The organism is Poseidonocella sp. HB161398 (assembly GCF_005870025.1).
Lineage (GTDB): Bacteria > Pseudomonadota > Alphaproteobacteria > Rhodobacterales > Rhodobacteraceae > Mangrovicoccus.
On sequence record NZ_VATA01000013.1, the window covers coordinates 96053 to 116656 of the forward strand.

At 71.5% G+C, this 20604-nt stretch carries 18 protein-coding genes; 17 read left to right on the forward strand and 1 reads right to left on the reverse strand.

Annotated features, from left to right (window positions below):
* Positions 1–9 precede the first annotated feature (9 nt).
* The 14 genes from tsaE (at position 10) to FGX59_RS12575 (ending at position 17012) form a co-directional block, all read left to right on the forward strand.
* Complete coding sequence (tsaE, locus tag FGX59_RS12510) at positions 10–501, forward strand: tRNA (adenosine(37)-N6)-threonylcarbamoyltransferase complex ATPase subunit type 1 TsaE (RefSeq protein ID WP_138466863.1); 492 nt, start codon at positions 10–12, stop codon at positions 499–501.
* Complete coding sequence (locus tag FGX59_RS12515; RefSeq protein ID WP_138466864.1) at positions 491–1507, forward strand: aminoglycoside phosphotransferase family protein; 1017 nt, start codon at positions 491–493, stop codon at positions 1505–1507. Before tsaE ends, FGX59_RS12515 begins: the two co-directional genes overlap by 11 nt.
* Positions 1507–2172: a nucleotidyltransferase family protein gene (locus FGX59_RS12520; protein WP_240722421.1), complete on the forward strand. Its 666-nt coding sequence runs from the start codon at positions 1507–1509 to the stop codon at positions 2170–2172. Before FGX59_RS12515 ends, FGX59_RS12520 begins: the two co-directional genes overlap by 1 nt.
* Positions 2165–5107, forward strand: a complete 2943-nt coding sequence (gene addB / locus FGX59_RS12525; protein WP_138466866.1) for a double-strand break repair protein AddB — start codon at positions 2165–2167, stop codon at positions 5105–5107. Before FGX59_RS12520 ends, addB begins: the two co-directional genes overlap by 8 nt.
* Positions 5104–8478, forward strand: a complete 3375-nt coding sequence (gene addA / locus FGX59_RS12530; RefSeq protein ID WP_138466867.1) for a double-strand break repair helicase AddA — start codon at positions 5104–5106, stop codon at positions 8476–8478. Before addB ends, addA begins: the two co-directional genes overlap by 4 nt.
* A gap of 61 nt (positions 8479–8539) precedes the next feature.
* Entirely contained in the window at positions 8540–8860 is a 321-nt protein-coding gene (gene trxA, locus FGX59_RS12535; RefSeq protein ID WP_138466868.1) for a thioredoxin, read from the forward strand.
* Positions 8861–8864: 4 nt separating this feature from the next.
* A complete protein-coding gene (hslV, locus tag FGX59_RS12540; RefSeq protein WP_138466869.1) occupies positions 8865–9419 on the forward strand; it encodes an ATP-dependent protease subunit HslV in 555 nt (184 codons plus the stop codon).
* A 659-nt stretch (positions 9420–10078) separates the two neighbouring features.
* Positions 10079–11395, forward strand: coding sequence for an ATP-dependent protease ATPase subunit HslU (gene hslU, locus FGX59_RS12545; RefSeq protein ID WP_138466870.1), 1317 nt, complete (start codon positions 10079–10081; stop codon positions 11393–11395).
* Positions 11396–11554: 159 nt separating this feature from the next.
* Positions 11555–12715 carry a D-alanyl-D-alanine carboxypeptidase family protein gene (locus FGX59_RS12550; protein ID WP_138466871.1) on the forward strand — a complete coding sequence of 387 codons (1161 nt, stop codon included), beginning with the start codon at positions 11555–11557 and terminating at the stop codon, positions 12713–12715.
* Positions 12712–13341, forward strand: coding sequence for a dTMP kinase (gene tmk, locus FGX59_RS12555; RefSeq protein WP_138466872.1), 630 nt, complete (start codon positions 12712–12714; stop codon positions 13339–13341). The genes FGX59_RS12550 and tmk overlap by 4 nt, the downstream gene beginning before the upstream one ends.
* Entirely contained in the window at positions 13338–14477 is a 1140-nt protein-coding gene (locus FGX59_RS12560) for a DNA polymerase III subunit delta' (RefSeq protein ID WP_138466873.1), read from the forward strand. Before tmk ends, FGX59_RS12560 begins: the two co-directional genes overlap by 4 nt.
* Positions 14477–15286: a TatD family hydrolase gene (locus FGX59_RS12565; RefSeq protein WP_138466874.1), complete on the forward strand. Its 810-nt coding sequence runs from the start codon at positions 14477–14479 to the stop codon at positions 15284–15286. The genes FGX59_RS12560 and FGX59_RS12565 overlap by 1 nt, the downstream gene beginning before the upstream one ends.
* Positions 15283–16083, forward strand: a complete 801-nt coding sequence (locus FGX59_RS12570; RefSeq protein WP_138466875.1) for an MBL fold metallo-hydrolase — start codon at positions 15283–15285, stop codon at positions 16081–16083. Before FGX59_RS12565 ends, FGX59_RS12570 begins: the two co-directional genes overlap by 4 nt.
* Positions 16083–17012, forward strand: coding sequence for an AEC family transporter (locus tag FGX59_RS12575; protein ID WP_138466876.1), 930 nt, complete (start codon positions 16083–16085; stop codon positions 17010–17012). The genes FGX59_RS12570 and FGX59_RS12575 overlap by 1 nt, the downstream gene beginning before the upstream one ends.
* A 349-nt stretch (positions 17013–17361) precedes the next feature.
* Here FGX59_RS12575 and FGX59_RS12580 read toward each other — a convergent pair whose 3' ends face one another.
* Positions 17362–18339: a hypothetical protein gene (locus FGX59_RS12580; RefSeq protein ID WP_138466877.1), complete on the reverse strand. Its 978-nt coding sequence runs from the start codon at positions 18337–18339 to the stop codon at positions 17362–17364.
* A 296-nt stretch (positions 18340–18635) separates the two neighbouring features.
* On the opposite strand from FGX59_RS12580, the gene FGX59_RS12585 reads away from it, so the two are divergent.
* From FGX59_RS12585 to FGX59_RS12595, 3 genes are read left to right on the forward strand one after another with little or no spacing between them, the layout of a single operon-like run.
* Positions 18636–19418 (forward strand): ABC transporter permease, encoded by a 783-nt coding sequence (locus FGX59_RS12585; protein WP_138466878.1) that lies wholly within the window; start codon positions 18636–18638, stop codon positions 19416–19418.
* Positions 19415–20161: an ABC transporter ATP-binding protein gene (locus FGX59_RS12590; RefSeq protein WP_138466879.1), complete on the forward strand. Its 747-nt coding sequence runs from the start codon at positions 19415–19417 to the stop codon at positions 20159–20161. The genes FGX59_RS12585 and FGX59_RS12590 overlap by 4 nt, the downstream gene beginning before the upstream one ends.
* Before the next feature lie 14 nt (positions 20162–20175).
* Positions 20176–20595 (forward strand): paraquat-inducible protein A, encoded by a 420-nt coding sequence (locus FGX59_RS12595; RefSeq protein ID WP_138466916.1) that lies wholly within the window; start codon positions 20176–20178, stop codon positions 20593–20595.
* Positions 20596–20604: the final 9 nt, after the last annotated feature.

Below are 20604 nucleotides of genomic sequence, written 5' to 3' on the forward strand. Positions count from 1 at the left end.
AGTCGCGCCATGCCGAGCCTGACCCTCCGCCTCCCCGCTCCGGACGATACCGAAGCCCTTGCCCGCCGCCTGGCCCCGCGCCTGGGCGCCGGCGACGTGCTGGCGCTGTCCGGGCCGATCGGCGCGGGCAAGAGCACCTTCGCCCGCGCGCTGATCAAGCACCTGCTGGCGGCCGAGGGGCTGGACGAGGACGTGCCCTCGCCGACCTTCACGCTGGTGCAGAGCTACCAGGCCGGGGCGCTGGAGATCTGGCATTGCGACCTCTACCGGCTGACCCATGCCGACGAGGTGCTGGAGCTGGGGCTGGAGGCCGCCTTCGACGACGCGCTCTGCCTGGTCGAATGGCCCGACCGGCTGGGCGAGGACCTGCCCGCCGCGGCGCTGGCCCTCGATTTCGCGCCCGAGGCCGCGGGCGAGGCCCGCGCGCTGACCCTGACCTGGAGCGATGCGGGCTGGGGCCCGCGGCTGAGCTTCCTATCCGAGACCACGCATGCTGACTGATCCCTTCCGCGATTTCCTCGAGGCCGCAGGCTGGGGCGATGCCGCCTGCCGCCCGCTGGCCGGCGACGCCTCGAACCGGCGCTATTCGCGCGTCACCGCGCCCGGCGGCGGCTCGGCCGTGCTGATGGACGCCCCGCCCGAGCGCGGCGAGAATGTCCGTCCCTTCCTGGCGATCGCCCGCCATCTGGCGGGGCTCGGCCTCTCGGCGCCGGCGATCCTGCATGCCGACGAGGCGCGCGGGCTGCTGCTGATCGAGGATCTGGGCGACGATCTCTTCGCCCGGCTGGCAAAGGCAGATCCCGCCTGCGAGGAGCCGCTCTATCTCGCTGCGATCGAAGTGCTGGCGGTGCTGGCCCGCCACGAGGCGCCCGCCGGGCTGATGCCCTATGACAGCACGACCATGCCGGAGCTGGGGGCGCTGGCGCTCGACTGGTACGCCCATGGCGGCGACAAGGCGGCGGATCCGCAGGCGCGGGCGGCGCTCTGCGCGGCGCTGCGCGCCGTGCTCGCCCCGCATGACGGGCCGCGGGTGCTGGTCCAGCGCGACTACCATGCCGAGAACCTGCTCTGGCTGCCGGAGCGCTCCGGCGCGGCGCGGGTCGGGCTTCTCGATTTCCAGGACGCGGCGGCCGGGCATCCGGCCTATGACCTGGTCTCGCTGCTGGAAGACGCCCGCCGCGATGTCGCCCCGGCCACGGCGGCGGCGGCGCGGGCGCATTACCTGGGCCTCACCGGGGCGGAGCCCGGCGCGTTCGATCTGGCCTATGCGGCGATGGGGGCGCAGCGCAACCTGCGCATCCTCGGCGTCTTCGCCCGGCTGTCGCTGCATTTCGGCAAGCCCGGCTATGTCGACCTGATCCCCCGGGTCTGGGGCCATCTGCAGACCGACCTGGCCCATCCCTCGCTGGCCGCGCTGAAGGACATTGCGCTGGCCGCCCTGCCCGAACCGACCCCGGAACACCTGCAAAGCCTGAAGGACCGATGCGGAACAGTCCCGACGCTCTGATGCTCTTCGCCGCCGGCTTCGGCACGCGGATGCGGCCGCTGACCGACACGCGGCCGAAACCCCTGATCGAGGTGGCGGGCAAGCCGCTCCTCGACCATGCGCTGGCGCAATGCGCGATCCCGCAGATCGCCCGGCGCGCGGTGAATGCGCATTACCTGGCCGGCCAGATCGAGGCGGCGGCGGCAGCCAGGAGGCTCCTGCTTTCGCAGGAGCGGGACAGGATCCTCGATACCGGCGGCGGGCTGAAGGCGGCGCTGCCGCTGCTGGGGGACCCGGAGGCGGTCTTCACCATGAACACCGACGCGGTCTGGACCGGGCCGCTGGCGATGGCGACGCTGGCCGCGGCCTGGGACCCGGCGCGGATGGATGCGCTGCTGCTGCTCTGCCCGCCGGAGCGGGCGGTCGGCCATGCGCTGAAATCGGGCTTTGCCATGGATGCCGAGGGCCGCCTGAGCTGGGCGCCCGAACTGGCCTATACCGGCGCGCAGATCCTCGCCACGGCGCCGGTCGCCGCCTGCCCCGACGCGGTCTTCTCGGTCAAGGTCGCCTGGGACGCGGCGCTGGCCGCAGGACGGCTCTTCGGCGTGCTCCATCCCGGCATGTGGTGCGATGTCGGCCATCCCGGCGGGATCGCCGAGGCCGAGGCGATGCTCTCCCATGCTTGAGCCCACGGACCGCCCCCGCGTCTTCTCGCTGGCCCCGGGCCAGGATTTCCCGGCGGCGCTGGCCGCGGGGCTGCGCCAGCGGCTGGAGGGCCAGCCGCCCGAGGCCATCGCCCGCGTCACCGTCTACGTCAACACCCAGCGGATGAAGCGGCGGATCGAGGAGCTGTTCCACGCGACCGGCCCCGGCTTCCTGCCGCGCCTGAAGCTCGTCACCGAGGCGGGCGCGGGGCTGATGACCCATGGCGCGCCGCCGCAGTCGCAGCTGGCGCGGCAGCTGCAGCTGACCCGGCTGACCGCGGCGCTGATCGCCGCCCAGCCGGATCTGGCGCCGCCCTCGGCCGCCTTCGACCTGGCGGGCGGGCTGGCGAACCTGATGGACGAGGCGCAGGTCGAGGGGGTGCCGATCGAGGACATCCTCAATCTCGACATCGCCGATGCCTCGGGCCACTGGCAGCGGGCGATGGCCTTCCTGAGGATCGTGCTGGAGCTGGGCCTGTCGGACCCGCTGGCCGATCCGGCGGCGCGCGCCCGCGCCGAGGTGGAGGCGCTGATCCGGCTGTGGCAGGCGGCGCCGCCCGCCGATCCGGTCTTTGTCGCGGGCTCGACCGGCTCGCGCGGGACGACGCATCTGCTGATGCAGGCGGTGGCGCGGCTGCCGCAGGGCGGGCTGATCCTGCCCGGCTTCGACCATGACATGCCGCATGGCATCTGGACGACGCTGACCGCGCCCGAGCGGCAGGAGGACCATCCGCAGTACCGCTTCGCCCTGCTGCTGCGCGATCTCGGCCTGGCGCCGGAGGACGTCACCCCCTGGCTCGCGGGCCAGGACGCGCCCGATCCGGCACGCAACCGGCTGATCTCGATGGCGCTGCGGCCTGCGCCAGTGACCGATGGCTGGATGCGCGACGGGCCCTCGCTGGGCGATCTGGGCGCGGCGACGCGGAATCTGACGCTTCTGGAGGCGGCCGATCCGCGCGCCGAAGCCGAAGCGATCGCCGTGGTCCTGCGCAAGGCGGCCGAGGACGGGGTGCAGGCGGCGCTGATCTCGCCCGACCGGGTGCTGACCCGCCGGGTCGCCGCGGCGCTCGACCGCTGGGCGATCGAGCCCGATGACAGCGCGGGCGAGCCCCTGGGCCAGACCGCGACGGGGCGGCTGATCCGCACGGTGGCCGGGCTGATGGGGCAGCGGCTGACCGCCGAGGATCTGGTTGTGATCCTGAAGAACCCGCATGTCGGCATCGGCTCGCGCCGCGGCCCGCATCTGCGGCTGACCCGCGAGCTGGAGCTGCGGCTGCGCCGCAAGGGCCCGGCCTTCCCCGACCGCGGCTCGCTGACGGAATGGGCGGCGTCCCGCGACGACCCGGAGGCGACCGCCTGGGCGGCCTGGGTGGCGGACTGCCTTGACGGGCTGGAACCGGTCGGCACCCGGACGCTGGAGGCGCATCTGGCCGATCTGCGCGCCCGGGTGGAGCTGCTGGCGCGCGGCGCCTTCGCCGATAGCGGCGTGCCGCTCTGGGACGGGCGCGACGGCGAGGCGGCCGAGAAGGCGATGAACGCGCTGGCGCAGGATGCCGGGCATGGCGGCGAGCTCGACGTCGTCACCTTCAATTCGGTGCTGCGCGGCTCGATGTCCGAGGAGGTGCGCGACCCGGCCCTGCCGCATCCCGGGGTGATGATCTGGGGCACGCTCGAGGCCCGGGTCCAGGGCGCGGAGCTGGTGATCCTGGCCGGGCTGAATGACGGCGTCTGGCCCGAGCAGCCCGAGCCCGATCCCTGGCTGAACCGGCAGATGCGCAAGGCGGCGGGGCTGCTCCTGCCCGAGCGGCGGATCGGCCTGGCGGCGCATGACTTCCAGCAGGCGGCGGGCGCGCCGCAGGTGGTGCTGGCCCGCGCGGTGCGCTCGGCCGAGGCCGATGCCGTGCCCTCGCGCTGGCTGAACCGGCTGACGAACCTGCTCGACGGGCTGCCGGAGCAGGGCGGGCCCGAAGCGCTGGCCGATATGCGCCGCCGCGGGCGGCACTGGTGCGATCTGGCCGCCGCGCTCGACGTGCCGGCGGTGTCCGAGCCGCCCGCGCCGCGTCCCTCGCCTGCCCCGCCGCGGGCGGCGCGGCCGCGCAAGCTGTCGGTCACCGAGGTCGAGACGCTGCTGCGCGATCCCTACCAGATCTATGCCCGCCACGTGCTGCGGCTGCGCGCGCTCGACCCGCTGCGCCACCGCCCCGAGGCGTCCTTGCGCGGCACCGTGCTGCACCAGGTGCTGGAAGAGGTCGTGCCGCATTTCCCCGGGCTCGACCGCGCCCGGCAGAAGGCGCTGCTGCTCGGCACTGGCGCCGAGGTGCTGGAGCGGATCGTGCCCTGGCCCACCGCGCGGCGGTTCTGGCTGGCGCGGCTGATGCGCATCGCCGACCATTTCATCGCCGAGGAGGAGATCCGGCGCGGCCGCGGCACGCTGATGGCGACCGAGCAGGGCGGCGGCCATGTGCTGCCGACGACGGGCGTCGAGCTGGTGGTCAAGACCGACCGGATCGACCAGGCGCCGGGCGGCGCGGTCTGGCTCTACGACTACAAGACCGGCAAGCCGCCGACCGAGAAGCAGCAGGCGCGCTACAACAAGCAGCTGCACATCACCGCCTACCTGGCCGAGGCCGGGGCCTTCGGCGCGCTCGGCCCGCTGCATGTGGTCGGCGCCGAGTATATCGGCCTGGCCGCCCGCCCCGAGACCGTGCCCGCCGACCTGGAGAAGATCCCGGTGGAGCTGGTGCCGGAAAGCCTGCACCGGCTCTTCACCCGCTTCCTCGACCCCGCCACGGGCTTCACCGCGCAGGTCGCGCGCGAGAGCCAGGGCGAATGGTCGGATTACGACCATCTCAGCCGCGGCGGCGAGTGGGACCTGACCCAGCATGCCGAAACCCTGAAAGTGGGGGATCACGAATGACCGCGGTGAACGAGGCGACGCGCCGCCAGATCGAGGCCGCGCGGCCGGGCGAATCGACCTGGCTTGCCGCCAATGCGGGCTCGGGCAAGACGCGCGTGCTGACCAACCGCGTGGCGCGGCTGCTGCTCTCGGGGGTGGCGCCGCAGAACGTGCTGTGCCTGACCTACACCAAGGCGGCGGCCAGCGAGATGCAGAACCGGCTGTTCCAGACGCTCGGCGAATGGGCGATGCGTCCCGACGCGGCGCTGCGCGCCGATCTGGAGAAGCTGGGCGAGACCGGGCTCGACGAGGAGCGGCTCCTGCGCGCGCGGCGGCTGTTTGCCCGCGCGATCGAGACGCCGGGCGGGCTGAAGATCCAGACGATCCACAGCTTCTGCGCCGCGCTCTTGCGCCGCTTCCCGCTAGAGGCCGGGGTCAGCCCGCAATTCACCGAGATCGACGAGCGCACCCAGGCGGCGATGATCGAGCGGGTGGTCGAGGAGATGGCCGACGGGCCCGAGGCGGGGCTGATCGACGCGATGGCGCTGCAGATGGGCGGCGAGGACATTGCCGGGCTCTCCGCGCAGATCCTGCATGCCCGCGCCGATTTCGCCCGGCTGCCGGACGAAGAGGCGCTGTGGGAGACGATGGGGCTGCTGCCCGGGCAGAGCGAGGCCGACCTGGTCGACTGCGCCTTCGCCCCGGGCGACCGCAAGCTTCTGGAAACGCTGGTGCCGGTGCTGCAGTCGAAGGGCGGCAATGACGGCAAGGCCGGGGCCGCGCTGGCGCGGCTGGCGCCCTTCGTGCCCTCGATGGGGCTGCTGAAGGCGCTGGAGGGGCCGTTCCTCTTCGGCGCCACGGCCAAGACGCCCTTCGGGCCGAAGACCGGCAGCTTTCCGACCAAGCCCACCCGCGCCGCGCTCGGCCCCGAGTTGATGGAGGCGCTCGACGGGCTGATGTCCCGCGTCGCCGATGCCCGCACCGTGCGGCTGGCGCTGACCGCGGCGAAGCGCACCGCCGTGCTCCACCGCTATGCCGCCGCGCTGCTGCCGCGGGTCGAAGCGGCGAAGCTCGCCCGCGGCTGGCTCGATTTCGACGACCTGATCCTCAGGACCCGGGCGCTGCTGACCGATCCGGCGGTGGCGCAATGGGTGCTCTACAAGCTCGATGGCGGGATCGACCACATCCTGGTCGACGAGGCGCAGGACACCAGCCCCGAGCAATGGGATGTGATCCGCCTTCTGGCGCAGGAATTCACCGCCGGCGAGGGCACGCGCGGCGAGGTGCCCCGCACGATCTTCGTGGTCGGCGACAAGAAGCAGTCGATCTATTCCTTCCAGGGCGCCGATCCGCGCGAATTCGACCGCATGCGCGGCCATTTCGGCACCGGCCTCGCGGCGATCGGCGCGACGCTGCATTCGCGCGGGCTGGCGCATTCCTTCCGCTCGGCGGAGGCCGTGCTTTCCGCCGTCGACCGCACCTTTCCCGGGGTCTCGGGTCTCGGCGATCCGCCCGAGCATGTCGCCTTCCGCTCCGAGTTGCCCGGCCGGGTCGATCTCTGGCCCGCGATCCTGCCCGAGAAGGAGAGCGGCGAGGAGGAGAATGCCGATGGCTGGGATCCGGTCGACCGGCTCGATCCCGAAAGCCCGACCGCGCAGCTGGCCCAGGCGGTCGCCAAGGAGGTGCGCGAGCTGGTCGACAGCGCGCATCTGCCCGCGGGCAGCGGCAAGGGCCGGCGCATCCACGAGGGCGACATCCTGGTCCTCTTCCGCCGCCGCGGCGACCTGTTCTTCGAGACCATGCGCGCGCTGAAAGCCGAGGGGCTCGAAGTCGCGGGGGCCGACCGGATCAAGCTGGGCGAAGAGCTCGCCGTGCGCGACCTGCTGGCGCTGCTGGCCTTCCTGGCGCTGCCCGAGGACGACCTGTCGCTGGCCGCCGCGCTGCGCTCGCCGATCTTCGGCTGGACCGAGGACGACCTCTTCCGGCTGGCGCATCCGCGCCCGGCGGGCAGCTACCTGTGGACCGCGCTGCGCCAGGCGGAGATGCATCCCGACACGTTCGCGATCCTCGACGACCTGCGCAACCTGGCCGATCTGCGCCGCCCCTACGACCTTCTGGACCGGATCCTGACCCGCCATCGCGGCCGCGCGCGGCTGATTGCGCGGCTGGGGCCGGAATGCGAGGAGGCGATCGACGGGCTGCTGCAGCAGGCGCTCGACTACGAGCAGGCCGAGATCCCCTCGCTGACCGGCTTCCTCGAATGGATGGCCGCCGAGGATGTCGAGATCAAGCGCCAGGCCGAGGCGGCGGGCCGCGCGATCCGGCTGATGACGGTGCATGGCTCGAAAGGGCTCGAGGCGCCGGTGGTGATCCTGCCCGACTGCGCCGCCTTCCGCAATTCCGGCCAGGACATCCTGCTGCCGCGGGAGGGCTCCTGGCCCGCCTGGCGGCTGCCCAGGGACGAGCTGCCGCCGGCGCTGATGCAGGCCGCCGAGCGCGTCGCCCAGGCCGAGGCGGAGGAGCGCGACCGCCTGCTCTATGTCGCCATGACCCGGGCCGAGCAGTGGCTGATCGTCGCCGCGGCGGGCAAGCTGGGCCAGCAGACCACCTGGTACGGCCAGGTGCAGGAGGGGCTGGTGCTGGCCGGGGCGCGCGCCCTCTCCGCGCCGACCGGACAGGGGCTGCGGCTGGAGACCGGCGACTGGGCGGTGGCCGAACCGCGCGAGGCGGAAGCGGAGGAAGAGGCGGCGCGCCCCGCCCTGCCCGCCTGGCTGCGCCAGACCGCCAAGGCGCCGGAGCATGCGCTGCCGACGCTGGCGCCCTCGGGGCTCGGCGGTGCCAAGGCGCTGCCCGGCGAGGGGGGCGACGAGGAGACCGCGCTGCGCACGGGGCGGCAGATCCACCTGCTGCTGGAGCATCTGGCGGGCCATCCGGCGGCGGCGCGCGGCGAACGGGCGGCGGAGATCCTGGCGGAGGGGCCGGATGCGGCCGGGGGCGCCGCGCTCGAGGCGGTGCTCGCGGAGGCCGCGGCGGTGCTCGACCACCCGGCGCTCCTGCCCTTCTTCGCCCCCGAGACCCTGGCGGAGGTGCCGCTCTCGGCGCATGTCCCGGCGCTCGGCCGCGTGCTCTACGGCACGATCGACCGGCTGCAGGTGACCGGGACCGAGGTGCTGGCGGTCGATTTCAAGACCAACCGCACAGTGCCGGAGCGCCCGGAGGAGGTGCCCGAGGGGCTCCTGCGCCAGATGGGCGCCTATGCCGCAATGCTGGGGGCGGTCTACCCGGGAAAGCGGATTTCCACAGCGCTGCTCTGGACCCGGACGGCGACGCTCATGCCCTTGCCCCACGATCTCGTGATGGCGGCGCTGCTGCGCTCGACCCCAACATCTTGATTGATGCCCCGGCCTCCCCTAGGTAGGGGGCCAGCCTGAAGTTCACGCCAAGGAGGCACCCATGGCAACCGTCCCCGTGACCGACAACACTTTCGAAACCGAAGTCGTCAAGTCCGACGTTCCCGTCGTCGTCGACTTCTGGGCGGAATGGTGCGGTCCCTGCCGCCAGATCGGCCCGGCTCTGGAAGAGCTGGCCAAGGAATATGGCGACAAGGTCAAGATCGTGAAAGTCAATGTCGACGAGAACCCGGTCTCTCCGGCGCGTCTCGGCGTCCGCGGCATCCCGGCGCTGTTCCTGTTCAAGGACGGCCAGGTCGTGTCGAACAAGACCGGCGCGGCGCCCAAGGCCACGCTGCAGAGCTGGATCGACAGCGCGCTCTGATCCGATGAGCGACGAGTTCCCCGGCTGGCACGGCACGACGATCATCGGCGTGCGCAGGGGGGGCCAGGTTGTCGTCGCAGGCGACGGCCAGGTCTCGCTTGGCAATACGGTGATCAAGGGCACGGCCCGCAAGGTCCGGCGTCTCTCGCCCGGCGGCCATGACGTGGTTGCCGGCTTCGCGGGGTCCACGGCGGATGCCTTCACGCTCCTGGAGCGGCTGGAGGCGAAGCTGGAGGCCACGCCCGGCCAGCTTGCCCGCGCGGCGGTCGAGCTGGCGAAGGACTGGCGCACGGACAAGTACCTGCAGAAGCTCGAGGCGATGCTGATCGTCACCGACGGCAGGGATCTGTACGTGATCACGGGCGCCGGCGACGTGCTGGAGCCCGAGAATGACATCGCGGCGATCGGTTCGGGCGGCATGTACGCCCTTGCCGCCGCGCGCGGGCTGATGGAGACGGATCACGATGCCGAGACCGTGGCGCGCAAGGCCATGGCGATCGCGTCGGATATCTGCGTCTTCACCAATGGCAATCTGACGGTCGAGGCGATCTCCGCCTGACCGCAGGGAGGGGGCTCCCCCCCTCCCCGCACCCCTCCCCCCGCTCCGGGGCAGGCCGCCCGGGAGGTGCCCCGCACCTCGGGCGAGGGCCTTGCAGAGGAAGAGCCGTGTGGCTCCCGCCGGATAGTCCCGAAGCTCCCCGAAGGCCCGATTGCCGAGCCTCAGGCAGGAACCGGGAACCTGGACGCTGAGGCTTTCCAGCCGGATGCCGCGGCAGCCCCTTGATCCGGCCAGATTTTCCGCCGCTCAGGCGAGCCAGCGCCCGGGATCCGCGCCGCGGGCACGAAGAGGAGCTCCACCACCGCCCGGTCATGGACCGTCCGCCCCCGGAGACTGCCGCAGGTTGACCTCGCTGCATCCCTCGCCAGGGAGGCGATGAGCGCCGGATTGGCGGCGGGCCGCGTGGCCTGCAGATGCGCCTGCAGCGGGCGGAGGGTCTGCGGCGAGGTCGAACACGTCCATGGCGGCTCGTCCTGTCCTGCGGCGCCGTGGGCTGGCAGCGGCAGGTCCGCCATGGCAAGAGGGATCGCCAGGGCGGACCGGGCCGGGCGGCCGGGCGCCGCCGATGGCGCCCCCGGCGCGCGGGAAGCCGGTTTCAACCCCTTCAAATCCGCGCCGCGGCTGCGTATGTGACCAGCCGAACCGAAAAGGACTGACGGATGACCACGCTCACGCCCCGCGAAATCGTTTCCGAGCTCGACCGCTTCATCATCGGCCAGAAGGAGGCCAAGCGATCTGTCGCCGTGGCGCTGCGCAACCGCTGGCGCCGCAAGCAGCTCGACCCGGCGATGCACGAAGAGGTCTATCCGAAGAACATCCTGATGATCGGCCCGACCGGCGTCGGCAAGACCGAGATCAGCCGCCGCCTGGCGAAGCTGGCCAAGGCGCCCTTCCTGAAGGTCGAGGCGACGAAATTCACCGAGGTCGGCTATGTCGGCCGCGATGTCGAGCAGATCATCCGCGACCTCGTCGACAGCGCCATCGCCATGATCCGCGAGCAGATGCGCGAGGACGTGAAGGCGCGCGCCCAGCAGGCCGCCGAGGACCGGGTGATCGAGGCGATCGCCGGCAAGGACGCCCGCGAGGGCACGCGCGAGCGGTTCCGCGAGAAGCTGCGCACGGGCGAGCTCGACGGCCACGAGATCGAGCTGGAAGTCTCCGACACCTCCTCGCCCTTCCCGATGATGGACATCCCCGGCCAGCCCGGCGGCGGCATGGGGGGAATGGGCGGCATGAATCTGGGCGACATCTTCGGCAAGGCCTTCGGCGGCCGCAAGGTGACGCGCAAGATGACCGTGGCAGACAGCCACGAGGTCCTGCTGCGCGAGGAGGCGGACAAGCTCTTGGACGACGAAACCGTGAACCGCGCCGCCGTCCATGCTGTTGAACAGAACGGCATCGTCTTTCTCGACGAGATCGACAAGGTCTGCGCCCGGCAGGAGGCGCGCGGCGCCGATGTCAGCCGCGAGGGCGTGCAGCGCGACCTGCTGCCGCTGATCGAGGGCACGACCGTCAACACCAAGTACGGCGCGGTCAAGACCGACCACATCCTCTTCATCGCCTCGGGCGCCTTCCATATCGCCAAGCCCTCGGATCTGCTGCCCGAGCTGCAGGGCCGGCTGCCGATCCGGGTGGAGCTGCGCGCGCTGACCGAGGAGGATTTCATCCGCATCCTGACCGAGACCGACAATGCGCTGACCCGGCAGTATGCCGCACTGATGGCGACCGAGGAGGTCAGCGTCGCCTTCACCGAGGACGGCATTGCCGCGCTGGCGCGGATCGCGGCCGAGGTGAACCGCTCGGTCGAGAATATCGGCGCGCGGCGGCTGCATACCGTGCTGGAGCGGGTCTTCGAGGAGCTGAGCTTCACCGCCCCCGACCAGCCGGGCAGCAGCGTCACCGTCGACGGCGCCTTCGTCGAGGAGCGGCTGGGCGAGCTGGCAGGCTCGGCCGATCTGAGCCGCTACGTGCTCTGATCCGGCGGGCGCTTCCGCGGAGCTCCGCGGCGGCGCCCTCCCCGGGCCCGGGTGCCGGAAATGACCTCACGGCGGCGTGATACCGCCCGCATCCGGGGGTGTGAAGCCGCCGCAGGGCACGCTATAGAAGACGCAGCACGACCCCCAAAGGGAGTTCCCATGATCCGTCTGCTGCTCAGCCTCGCCTGCCTTTTCTCCGCTTTCGCGCTGCCGGCGCGGGCGGAATTCGAGACACAGGCGAGTTCAGCCTATGTCGTCGACCTGACCACCGGAACGGTGCTTCTCGACAAGAATGCCGATGTGCCGCTGCCGCCGGCTTCGATGTCGAAGCTGATGACGGTCTACATGCTGTTCGAGGCGCTGCGCGACAATCCCAATGTCACGCTCGACACCCGCTTCGGCGTTTCCACCCGGGCGCGCGAGATGGGCGGCTCGACCATGTTCCTCAACGAGCGCGACCGCCCCACCGTGGACGAACTGCTGCACGGGATCATCGTGCAGTCGGGCAATGACGCGACCGTCGTCGTGGCCGAGGGGCTGGCCGGGACCGAGGACGCCTTCGCGCGGCTGATGAACCAGCGGGCCAAGGATCTGGGCATGACCCAGTCGACCTTCGCCAATGCCAGCGGCTGGCCGAACCCGATCCACCGGATGAGCACGCATGACCTGGCGATCCTCGCCAGCCACATCATCCAGGATTTCCCCGAATACTACGGCTACTTCTCCATCCCGGAATGGGACTATGACGGCCGCGCGCCGCAGAACCGGTTCAACCGCAACCCGCTGCTCGGCCTCGGCATCGGCGCGGACGGGCTGAAGACCGGGCACACGACCGAAGCGGGCTACGGGCTCGTCGGCTCGGCGATGCAGGGCCAGCGCCGCATCGTCTTCGTCCTCTCCGGCCTTCCCACGGCGGATTCGCGTGCAGAGGAGGGGGAGCGGATCGTCAACTGGGCCTTTCGCCAGTTTCTGAAGACCGATCTGCTGACCGAAGGCCAGAAAGTGGCCACCGCCCCGGTCTGGATGGGCGACGCGACCGAGATCGGCCTGGTCGCCGCTGCCGATTCCTCGGTGCTGGTCCCGGCGATCAATCTCGGCGAGATGACTGCGACGGTGGAATTCACCGGCCCGATCGAGGCGCCGGTCTCGGCCGGGCAGCAGGTGGCGGATCTGGTGGTGCGCCGCGAGGGGCTGCCCGACGCGCATATCCCGCTGGTCTCGGACCGCGACGTGATCCGCGGCGGCTTCGTGCCGCGCGTGCGCACCGCGACGACGGTGCTGGCGCAGAAGCTCGTCGGCCAGGTGAAGGGCCTGTTTTGAACCGCGGCCGCTTCATCAGCTTCGAGGGCATCGACGGCTCGGGCAAGTCGACCCAGGCGCGGCGCCTGGCCGAGAGCCTGCGCGCGCGCGGCCTGCCCGTCGTGCTGACCCGCGAGCCCGGCGGCTCGCCCGGCGCCGAGGAGATCCGCCAGCTGGTGCTGACCGGCGATCCCGGGCGCTGGTCGGCGGAGACCGAGCTGCTGCTTTTCACCGCCGCGCGGCGCGACCATCTGGAACGGCTGATCGAGCCGGCGCTGGCGCGCGGCGAGACCGTCATCACCGACCGCTTCGCCGATTCCACCCGCGTCTACCAGGGCGCGGCCCGCGGCGATCTCCGGGCGCTGGTCGACCGGCTGCACGAGATGATGATCAGCCGCGAGCCCGACGTCACGCTGATCTTCGACATGGACCCCGCCACCGCGCTGGCGCGCACCAGAAGCCCCGACCGCGCGGGCTCCGAGGACCGGTTCGAGGGGTTCGGCCTGGCCTTCCAGGAGCGGCTGCGCGCGGGCTTCCTGGAGATCGCCGCCGCCCAGCCCGGGCGCTGCCGGGTGATCGACGCGGCAGGCACCGCCGACGAGGTGGCGGCACGGGTGCGCGACGCGCTGGGATGGACCCCGGCATGAGCGACCGCCCCGAGCCGGACCGGCTCCCCGACACGCCGCATCCGCGCGAGACGCCGCGGCTCTTCGGCCATGACGCCCTGCTGGCGGAGATCGCGCAGGCGATCGGCGGCGAGCGGCTGCATCACGGCTGGCTGGTCACCGGCCCCAAGGGCAGCGGCAAGGCGACGCTGGCCTGGGCGATGGCCCGCGCGATCCTGTGCCGCGAGCCCGGCGGCGGCATGTTCGGCCCCGAGCCGGTGCCCGCCGACCTGCATGTCGACCCGCAGCACCCCGTTGCCCGCCGCGTCGCCGCGCTGTCCGAGCCGCGGCTGAGCCTGCTGCGCCGGCCCTATGACGAGAAGACCGGGCGGCTGAAGGCCGAGATCCCGGTCGATGCGGTGCGCGCGCTAAAGCGGTTCTTCTCGATGTCCGCAACCGATGGCGGCGCCCGCGTGGTGATCGTCGACAGCGCCGACGACCTGAACGTGGCGGCGGCGAACGCGCTCTTGAAGCTGCTCGAGGAGCCGCCGAAGAACACCGTGCTGATCCTGGTCAGCCACCAGCCCGGCCGCCTGCTGCCGACGATCCGCTCGCGCTGCCGCCTGCTGCGGCTGGCGCCTCTGGGCCCAGAGCCGCTGGCGGCCGCGCTGGAGCAGACCGGCGCCGAGATCCCTGCCGATCCGGCGGAGATGGCGCGGCTGGCGCGGCTGGCGGGCGGGTCGGTCGGCACGGCGGTCGGGCTCTGCCAGCTCGACGGGCTCGGGCTCTACGGCACGCTGCTGCGGCTGGTGGCCGGGATGCCCGACCATGACCGCGCCCTGGCGCTGGGTCTGGCAGAGGCGCTCTCCCCGCGCGAGGCGGAGCCGCAGCGGCTGCTGATGCAGGAGCTCCTGGGCACGATCCTGGCCGATCTGGCCCGCGCCGGGGTGACCGGCCGCGCGCCCGGCGACCTCGGCCCCGAGATGCAGGCCGCGCTCTGCCGGCTGTCGCCCGACCATGCCGCGGCGCAGGCCTGGGCCGGGGCGCAGGCGCGCATCGCCCGGCGGCTTGCCCATGGGACAGCGGTGAACCTTGACCCCGGCAGCCTCATCCTCGATATGGTACACACGCTGGACGCCACCGCGTCCGACGCGCTCTTCCAGACCGGATCCGTGTAATGATTGCCCCCTCCCGCCCCCTTCTCGTCGACAGCCATTGCCATCTCGATTTCCCCGATTTCGACGGCGAGCTCGACGAGGTGATCGCGCGCGCGGGCGAGGCCGGGATCGGGCGGATGGTGTCGATCTGCACCAAGCCCGCCGGGCTGGAGAAGGTCCGGGGCATCGCCGAGCGCTACGCCCAGGTGTTCTTCGCCTACGGCATCCACCCGATGAGCGTGGCCGACCTGCCGCTGGTCACGGTCGAGGCACTGGTCGAGACCGCCCGGCATCCCAAATGCGTCGGCATCGGCGAGACCGGGCTCGACTACCACTACACCGCCGAGAGCGCCGCGAAGCAGCAGGAGAGCCTGCGGATCCATATCGAGGCCTGCCGCCGCACCGGTCTGCCCTTGATCATCCATGCCCGCGACGCCGACGAGGACATGGCGCGGATCCTGGCCGAAGAGCACCGCGCGGGCGCCTATGACTGCGTGATGCACTGCTTCTCGTCGACCGAGGCGCTGGCCGAGGCGGCGCTGGATCTGGGCTTCTATCTCAGCATGTCCGGCATCGCCGCCTTCCCGCGCTCGAAGGAGCTGCGGGCGATCTTCGCCAAGGCGCCGCTGGAGCGCATCCTGGTCGAGACCGACAGCCCCTATCTGGCGCCCCCGCCCCATCGCGGCAAGCGCAACGAACCGGCCTATGTGGCAAAGACCGCCGCGGTCGGCGCCGAGGTCTTCGGCCTGGCGCTCGAGGAGTTCACCGCCGCGACCACCGCGAATTTCGACCGGCTCTTCTCCCGCGCGGCGGCCTGGGCTGCCGCATGACGACGACGCTTTCGGTCACCATCCTGGGCTGCGGCTCTTCGGGCGGCGTGCCGCGGCTCGGCGGCATCTGGGGCGAGTGCAATCCCGACAACCCGAAGAACACGCGGCGGCGCTGCTCGCTGCTGATCGAGCAGGCCGGTCCGCAAGGCACCACCCGCGTGCTGGTCGATACCGGCCCGGACATGCGCCAGCAGCTCTGGGATGCCGGGGTCGGCGCGCTCGACGGGGTGGTCTACACCCATTCCCATGCCGATCATGTCCACGGGCTGGACGACCTGCGCCAGATCGTCTTCAACACCCGCGCGCGGCTGAATGTCTGGGCGGATGCCGAGACGCAGAAGGACCTGCTGGTGCGCTTTGCCTACGCGTTCGAGGCGCCCGAGGGATCGCCCTATCCGCCGATCCTGAACATGCACCGGATCGAGGGGCCGATCTCGGTGGTCGGCCAGGGCGGCACGATCACGCTGATCCCCTTCGATGTCGAGCACGGCTCGATCCATGCCAAGGGCTTCCGCTTCGCCGATATCGCCTACCTGCCCGATGTCTCGGACATTCCCGAGGGCTCCTGGCCCGCGCTAGAGGGGCTGCGGCTGTGGATCGTCGACGCGCTGCGCCGCACCCCGCATCCCAGCCATTCGCATCTGGAGAAGACGCTCGGCTGGATCGAGCGCGTGGCCCCCGTACAGGCAGTGCTGACCAACATGCATCACGATCTGGACTATGACGACGTCGCCGCGGAGACGCCGGAGCATGTCATCCCCGCCCATGACGGGCTGCGGCTGAGCTTCGACCTCTGATGGGCGCGCTGATCGAGGTCGTCCTTCCCGTCTTCTTCGTCATCGGCTTCGGCTACCTGGCCGCCTACCGCAAGTGGATCAGCTCCTCTTCGGTCGACGGGCTGATGGTGTTCAGCCAGAAATTCGCGATCCCCTGCCTGCTGTTCCTGGCGATCTCGCAGCTCGACCTGACCCAGTCCTTCGATCCGCGGCTGCTCTTCAGCTTCTATGCCGGGGCGACGACGGGCTTCGCGGCCGGCATCTTCGGGGCGCGCGTGCTCTTCAAGCGCGACTGGGAGGACAGCATCGCCATCGGCTTCTGCTGCCTCTTCTCGAACTCGCTGCTTCTCGGCCTGCCGATCAGCGAGCGCGCCTATGGCGAGGCCTCGCTGGCGGCGAACTACTCGATCATCTCGATCCACTCGCCCTTCTGCTACCTGCTCGGCATCACCCTGATGGAGATGGTGCGCAACCGCGGCATGGGCCGGGCGCAGACCGCGCGGGCGGTGCTGAAGGCGATGTTCTCGAATTCGCTGATCATCGGCATCCTGCTGGGGCTGATCTTCAACCTCTCGGGCGCGGCCATGCCGGGCGTGCTTTCCGACGGGCTGGAGCTGATGCGCCGCGCCGCGCTGCCGACCGCGCTCTTCGGGCTCGGCGGGGTGCTGGTGCGCTACCGCCCCGAGGGCGATCTGGTGGCAGCGGGCTTTGTCGTGGCGGTCTCGCTGATCCTGCATCCGGCGATCACGCTGGGGCTCGGCACCGGGCTCGGCGTGCCGCATGACGTGCTGCGCAACGGCGTCATCACCGCGGCGATGGCGCCGGGGGTGAACAGCTTCCTCTTCGCCGACATGTACGGCAAGGCGCGGCGGGTGGCGGCGACCGGGGTCCTGCTGGGCACCGCGGGCTGCGTGCTCACCGCCTGGATCTGGCTGCAGCTCCTCGGCTGAGCCTCGCCGGTGCCAAGCGCCGGCGTCCCCGGATCTGCGGTCCCGACCGCGCGAGCGACGTCCGCTGTCCCAAAGTGCCGCCGCGGCGCCCCTGGTCATTGCCGCATGATGCAGGTTCCGCTTCCGCAGGACGGCATCTGCAAGGCTCCGCGGCAGGAGATACCCGACCTTCCCGGACCACGGCGGAACGCTCCGGCAGGCCTCCGCGAAGGTCCCGTGTCCCGCTCCCCAGGAGTTGGCGGGATCACCCGGATTTTCTGAAGCTCGCCGCGGAAAACTGGCGTCATGCAGCCCAAGCGCGTGACACTTCCCCGCGAGGGCTGGCGCGCTGCCATTGTCCAGCCGACGGCTAATGCGCCGAGGGGGCGAGCGGCGCGAGATGCTCGGGCGCCGGTCGGTCCGGCGCCGCCGCCGCGGCATCGCAGTCTTCCTCCTCGGCGCAGGCCTCGCCCTCCGCCTCCCGAGGCGCGGCCTCTGCCGAGCCGGCCTCCGGCGCGCCACCGTCCTCCGCAGGGGAAGTCTCCGCAGCGCGATCTGCGGGCTCTGCCCCCTCGGTCGCATCGCCCCCCTCCGCAGGAGCGGGTTCCGCGGTCCGGTCCGCGGGCCCGGCGGCCTCCGCCGCACTGCCGCCATCTGCCGGGATCTTCTCTGCCGCCCGATCCGCGGGCTCTGCCGGCTCTGCCGCATCGCCCCCTTCCGCGAGGGAGGGCTCCTCGGTCCGGTCCGCGGGTCCGGCGGCCTCCGCCGCACTGCCGCCATCTGCAGGGATCTGCTCTGCCGCCCGATCCGCGGGCTCTGCCGGCTCCGCCGCGTCGCCCCCTTCCGCAGCGGCGGGCTCCTCGGTCCCGTCCGCGGGCCCGGCGACCTCCGCCGCACTGCCGCCATCTGCAGGGATCTGCTCTGCCGCCCCATCCCCGGCCTCCGCCTCCCCGGGCTCGGGGTCCTGTGCCGCGGCGGCCGGCGGCAGCGCGAGCGGCGCGATGCCCTCGCGCCCGGTCGGCGGCATCATCTGCCCCAAGGGCGCCGAGCCGCCCTGCCCGCCCGAGAGCACCGGCGCAGCCGCGCCCGGCGTCGTCTCGGTGGCGCGCAGGCATTCCACCACGATCAGGCTGAAGCGGTCGGCCACATCCGTCGGGATCGCCGCCCAGTCATCCGCCAGCAGCCGGTCGAGCTGGTCGCCGTCGATCCCGGCCTCCTGCGCCGTCGCCACGGCACAGTCGCAATAGCCCGGCGTCGCCGGATCCGCGGCCGCGCAGATCTCGTAGGGATCCGCATGGCCGCCGCCGGCTGCCATTACCGCCGTTGCGATCGCGAGTGCCTGCCTCATTGCCCTGTCCGTTCCGGATGCTGGTTGCGGGCGCAAGATATCACGCCCCGCCGGCGGGAACCACATGACCAGGTGTCCCGGGGCCGGGCGTGGCCGGGACGTCACGCCGCCCCGGCCGGGCCGCGCAACCGGGACCTGCATCGCCCTGATGCGGTTCAGCGCAGGGTTCCGGCACCCCGCCGCCCTCTCGCCCCTGTGTCCCTGCCGCCCCTTGCGGCAGGCGCCTTTTTGCGGCAGGTCTCGTCCCGGGCGGCGCCTCCGGGCCCCAGTTGCCCGTGACAACGTTAAGAGGTGCCATGGGACTGCTCTCGCCGATCGCCGCACTGGGACGTGCGGTACTTTCCGCACTGGCCTGGGTCGGACGCCTGTCGATCTTCGCCGCCGACACGATCCGGCACATCTTCTCCCCGCCCTACTATCCGCGCGAGCTGGGCCATGCCCTGCTGACCATCGGCTGGCTGAGCCTGCCCGTCGTCGGCATGACCGCGATCTTCACCGGCGCGGCGCTGGCGCTGCAGATCTATGACGGCTCCGCGCGGTTCTCAGCCGAGGCGGTGGTGCCGCAGATCGTCGCGATCGGCATGGTGCGCGAGCTCGGCCCCGTGCTCGGCGGGCTGATGGTCGCGGCCCGCGTCGCCTCCTCGGTCGCCGCCGAGATCGGCACGATGAAGGTGACCGAGCAGATCGACGCGCTGGTGACGCTCTCCACCCATCCGATGAAGTACCTGACCGCGCCGCGGGTGCTGGCCGCGACGCTGTCGATGCCCGCGCTGGTCGCGGTCGGCGACGCGATCGGCATCATGGGCGGCTATCTGGTGGCGACCCAGCGGCTCGGCTTCAACGCCGCGACCTACCTGACCAACACCGTCAACATCCTGAGCTTCAACGACATCTCCTCGGGCCTGGCGAAGGGTGCCGTCTTCGGCTTCCTGATCGCGCTGATGGGCTGCTACCAGGGGATGCAGTCGGGCCGCGGCGCCCAGGGCGTGGGCAAAGCCACCAAGACCGCCGTGGTCGCCGCCTCGGTGCTGATCCTGGCTTCCAACTACCTGCTGACCGAGGTGTTCTTCTCCGCATGATCGAGCTCCAGGACATCCACAAGGCCTTCGGGCCGAAAGAGATCCTCCGCGGCGTCGACCTGACGATCCCGAAGGGCGAGAGCATGGTGATCATCGGCGGCTCGGGCACGGGCAAGTCGGTGACGCTGAAATGCATCCTCGGGCTGGTGCATCCCGACAAGGGCAAGATCCTGGTCGACGGCAAGGATGTCGAGAAGCAGGACCGCGAGGAGTTCCTGTCGCGCTTCGGCATGCTCTTCCAGGGCGGCGCGCTGTTCGACAGCCTGCATGTCTGGGAGAATGTCGCCTTCCGGCTGCTGCGCGGCAAGCTGAAGCGGCCGAAGGCCGAGGCGAAGGAGATCGCCATCGAGAAGCTGCGCCGCGTCGGCCTGACCCCGGATGTCGCCGACCAGTACCCGGCGGAGCTTTCGGGCGGCATGCAGAAGCGCGTGGGCCTCGCCCGCGCCATCGCCGCCGAGCCCGAGATCATCTTCTTCGACGAGCCCACGACCGGGCTCGACCCGATCATGTCGGGCGTGATCAACGACCTGATCCGCGAGATCGTGGTCGAGATGGGCGCGACCGCGATGACCATCACCCATGACATGACCTCCGTCCGCGCAATCGCCGACAAGGTGGCGATGCTCCATGGCGGCAAGATCCGCTGGACCGGGCCGGTCTCCGAGATGGACAGCTGCGGCGATCCCTATGTGACGCAATTCGTCTCGGGCTCGGCAGAGGGGCCGATCGAGGCGGTGCGCTGACGCCGGTGGCGAAGCTGGCGCGCTGGCTGAACCTGGCGCTGCTCGTCGCCTTCCCCGTCGCCTGGGCGGCGCCGCTCCTGCGGGCGGGGCTTCTGCCCTTCTTCGGGCTCGGCGAGATCAGCATCCTGTCGGGCATCGCCGGGCTCTGGGAGACCGACAAGGGGCTGGCCCTGCTCGTCGCGCTCTTCGCGCTGGTGGCGCCCTATGCCAAGATCCTCGGCACCGAGGCGGTGGCGCGCGGCTGGCTGAGCCGCCGCGCCAAGCCGGTGATCGCGCTGATGGCGCGGCTGGCCATGGCCGACATCTTCCTGATCGCTCTCTATGTCGTCATCGCCAAGGGCACTGGCATCGGCCATGTCGAAACCGCCTGGGGGCTCTGGCTCTTCACCGCCTGCGTGCTCTGCTCGCTCTTGCTGAGCTGGCGGAAGGGCTGAGCGCCGGGA

Coding starts and splice junctions, on each gene's coding strand:
- hslU (WP_138466870.1), top strand. CDS start 10,079: ATGACCACGCTCACGCCCCGCGAAATCGTTTCCGAGCTCGACCGCTTC.
- FGX59_RS12565 (WP_138466874.1), top strand. CDS start 14,477: ATGATTGCCCCCTCCCGCCCCCTTCTCGTCGACAGCCATTGCCATCTC.
- hslV (WP_138466869.1), top strand. CDS start 8,865: ATGAGCGACGAGTTCCCCGGCTGGCACGGCACGACGATCATCGGCGTG.
- FGX59_RS12590 (WP_138466879.1), top strand. CDS start 19,415: ATGATCGAGCTCCAGGACATCCACAAGGCCTTCGGGCCGAAAGAGATC.
- tsaE (WP_138466863.1), top strand. CDS start 10: ATGCCGAGCCTGACCCTCCGCCTCCCCGCTCCGGACGATACCGAAGCC.
- FGX59_RS12560 (WP_138466873.1), top strand. CDS start 13,338: ATGAGCGACCGCCCCGAGCCGGACCGGCTCCCCGACACGCCGCATCCG.
- FGX59_RS12520 (WP_240722421.1), top strand. CDS start 1,507: ATGCTCTTCGCCGCCGGCTTCGGCACGCGGATGCGGCCGCTGACCGAC.
- addB (WP_138466866.1), top strand. CDS start 2,165: ATGCTTGAGCCCACGGACCGCCCCCGCGTCTTCTCGCTGGCCCCGGGC.
- FGX59_RS12580 (WP_138466877.1), bottom strand. CDS start 18,339: ATGAGGCAGGCACTCGCGATCGCAACGGCGGTAATGGCAGCCGGCGGC.
- FGX59_RS12575 (WP_138466876.1), top strand. CDS start 16,083: ATGGGCGCGCTGATCGAGGTCGTCCTTCCCGTCTTCTTCGTCATCGGC.
- FGX59_RS12570 (WP_138466875.1), top strand. CDS start 15,283: ATGACGACGACGCTTTCGGTCACCATCCTGGGCTGCGGCTCTTCGGGC.
- trxA (WP_138466868.1), top strand. CDS start 8,540: ATGGCAACCGTCCCCGTGACCGACAACACTTTCGAAACCGAAGTCGTC.
- FGX59_RS12515 (WP_138466864.1), top strand. CDS start 491: ATGCTGACTGATCCCTTCCGCGATTTCCTCGAGGCCGCAGGCTGGGGC.
- FGX59_RS12550 (WP_138466871.1), top strand. CDS start 11,555: ATGATCCGTCTGCTGCTCAGCCTCGCCTGCCTTTTCTCCGCTTTCGCG.
- FGX59_RS12585 (WP_138466878.1), top strand. CDS start 18,636: ATGGGACTGCTCTCGCCGATCGCCGCACTGGGACGTGCGGTACTTTCC.
- addA (WP_138466867.1), top strand. CDS start 5,104: ATGACCGCGGTGAACGAGGCGACGCGCCGCCAGATCGAGGCCGCGCGG.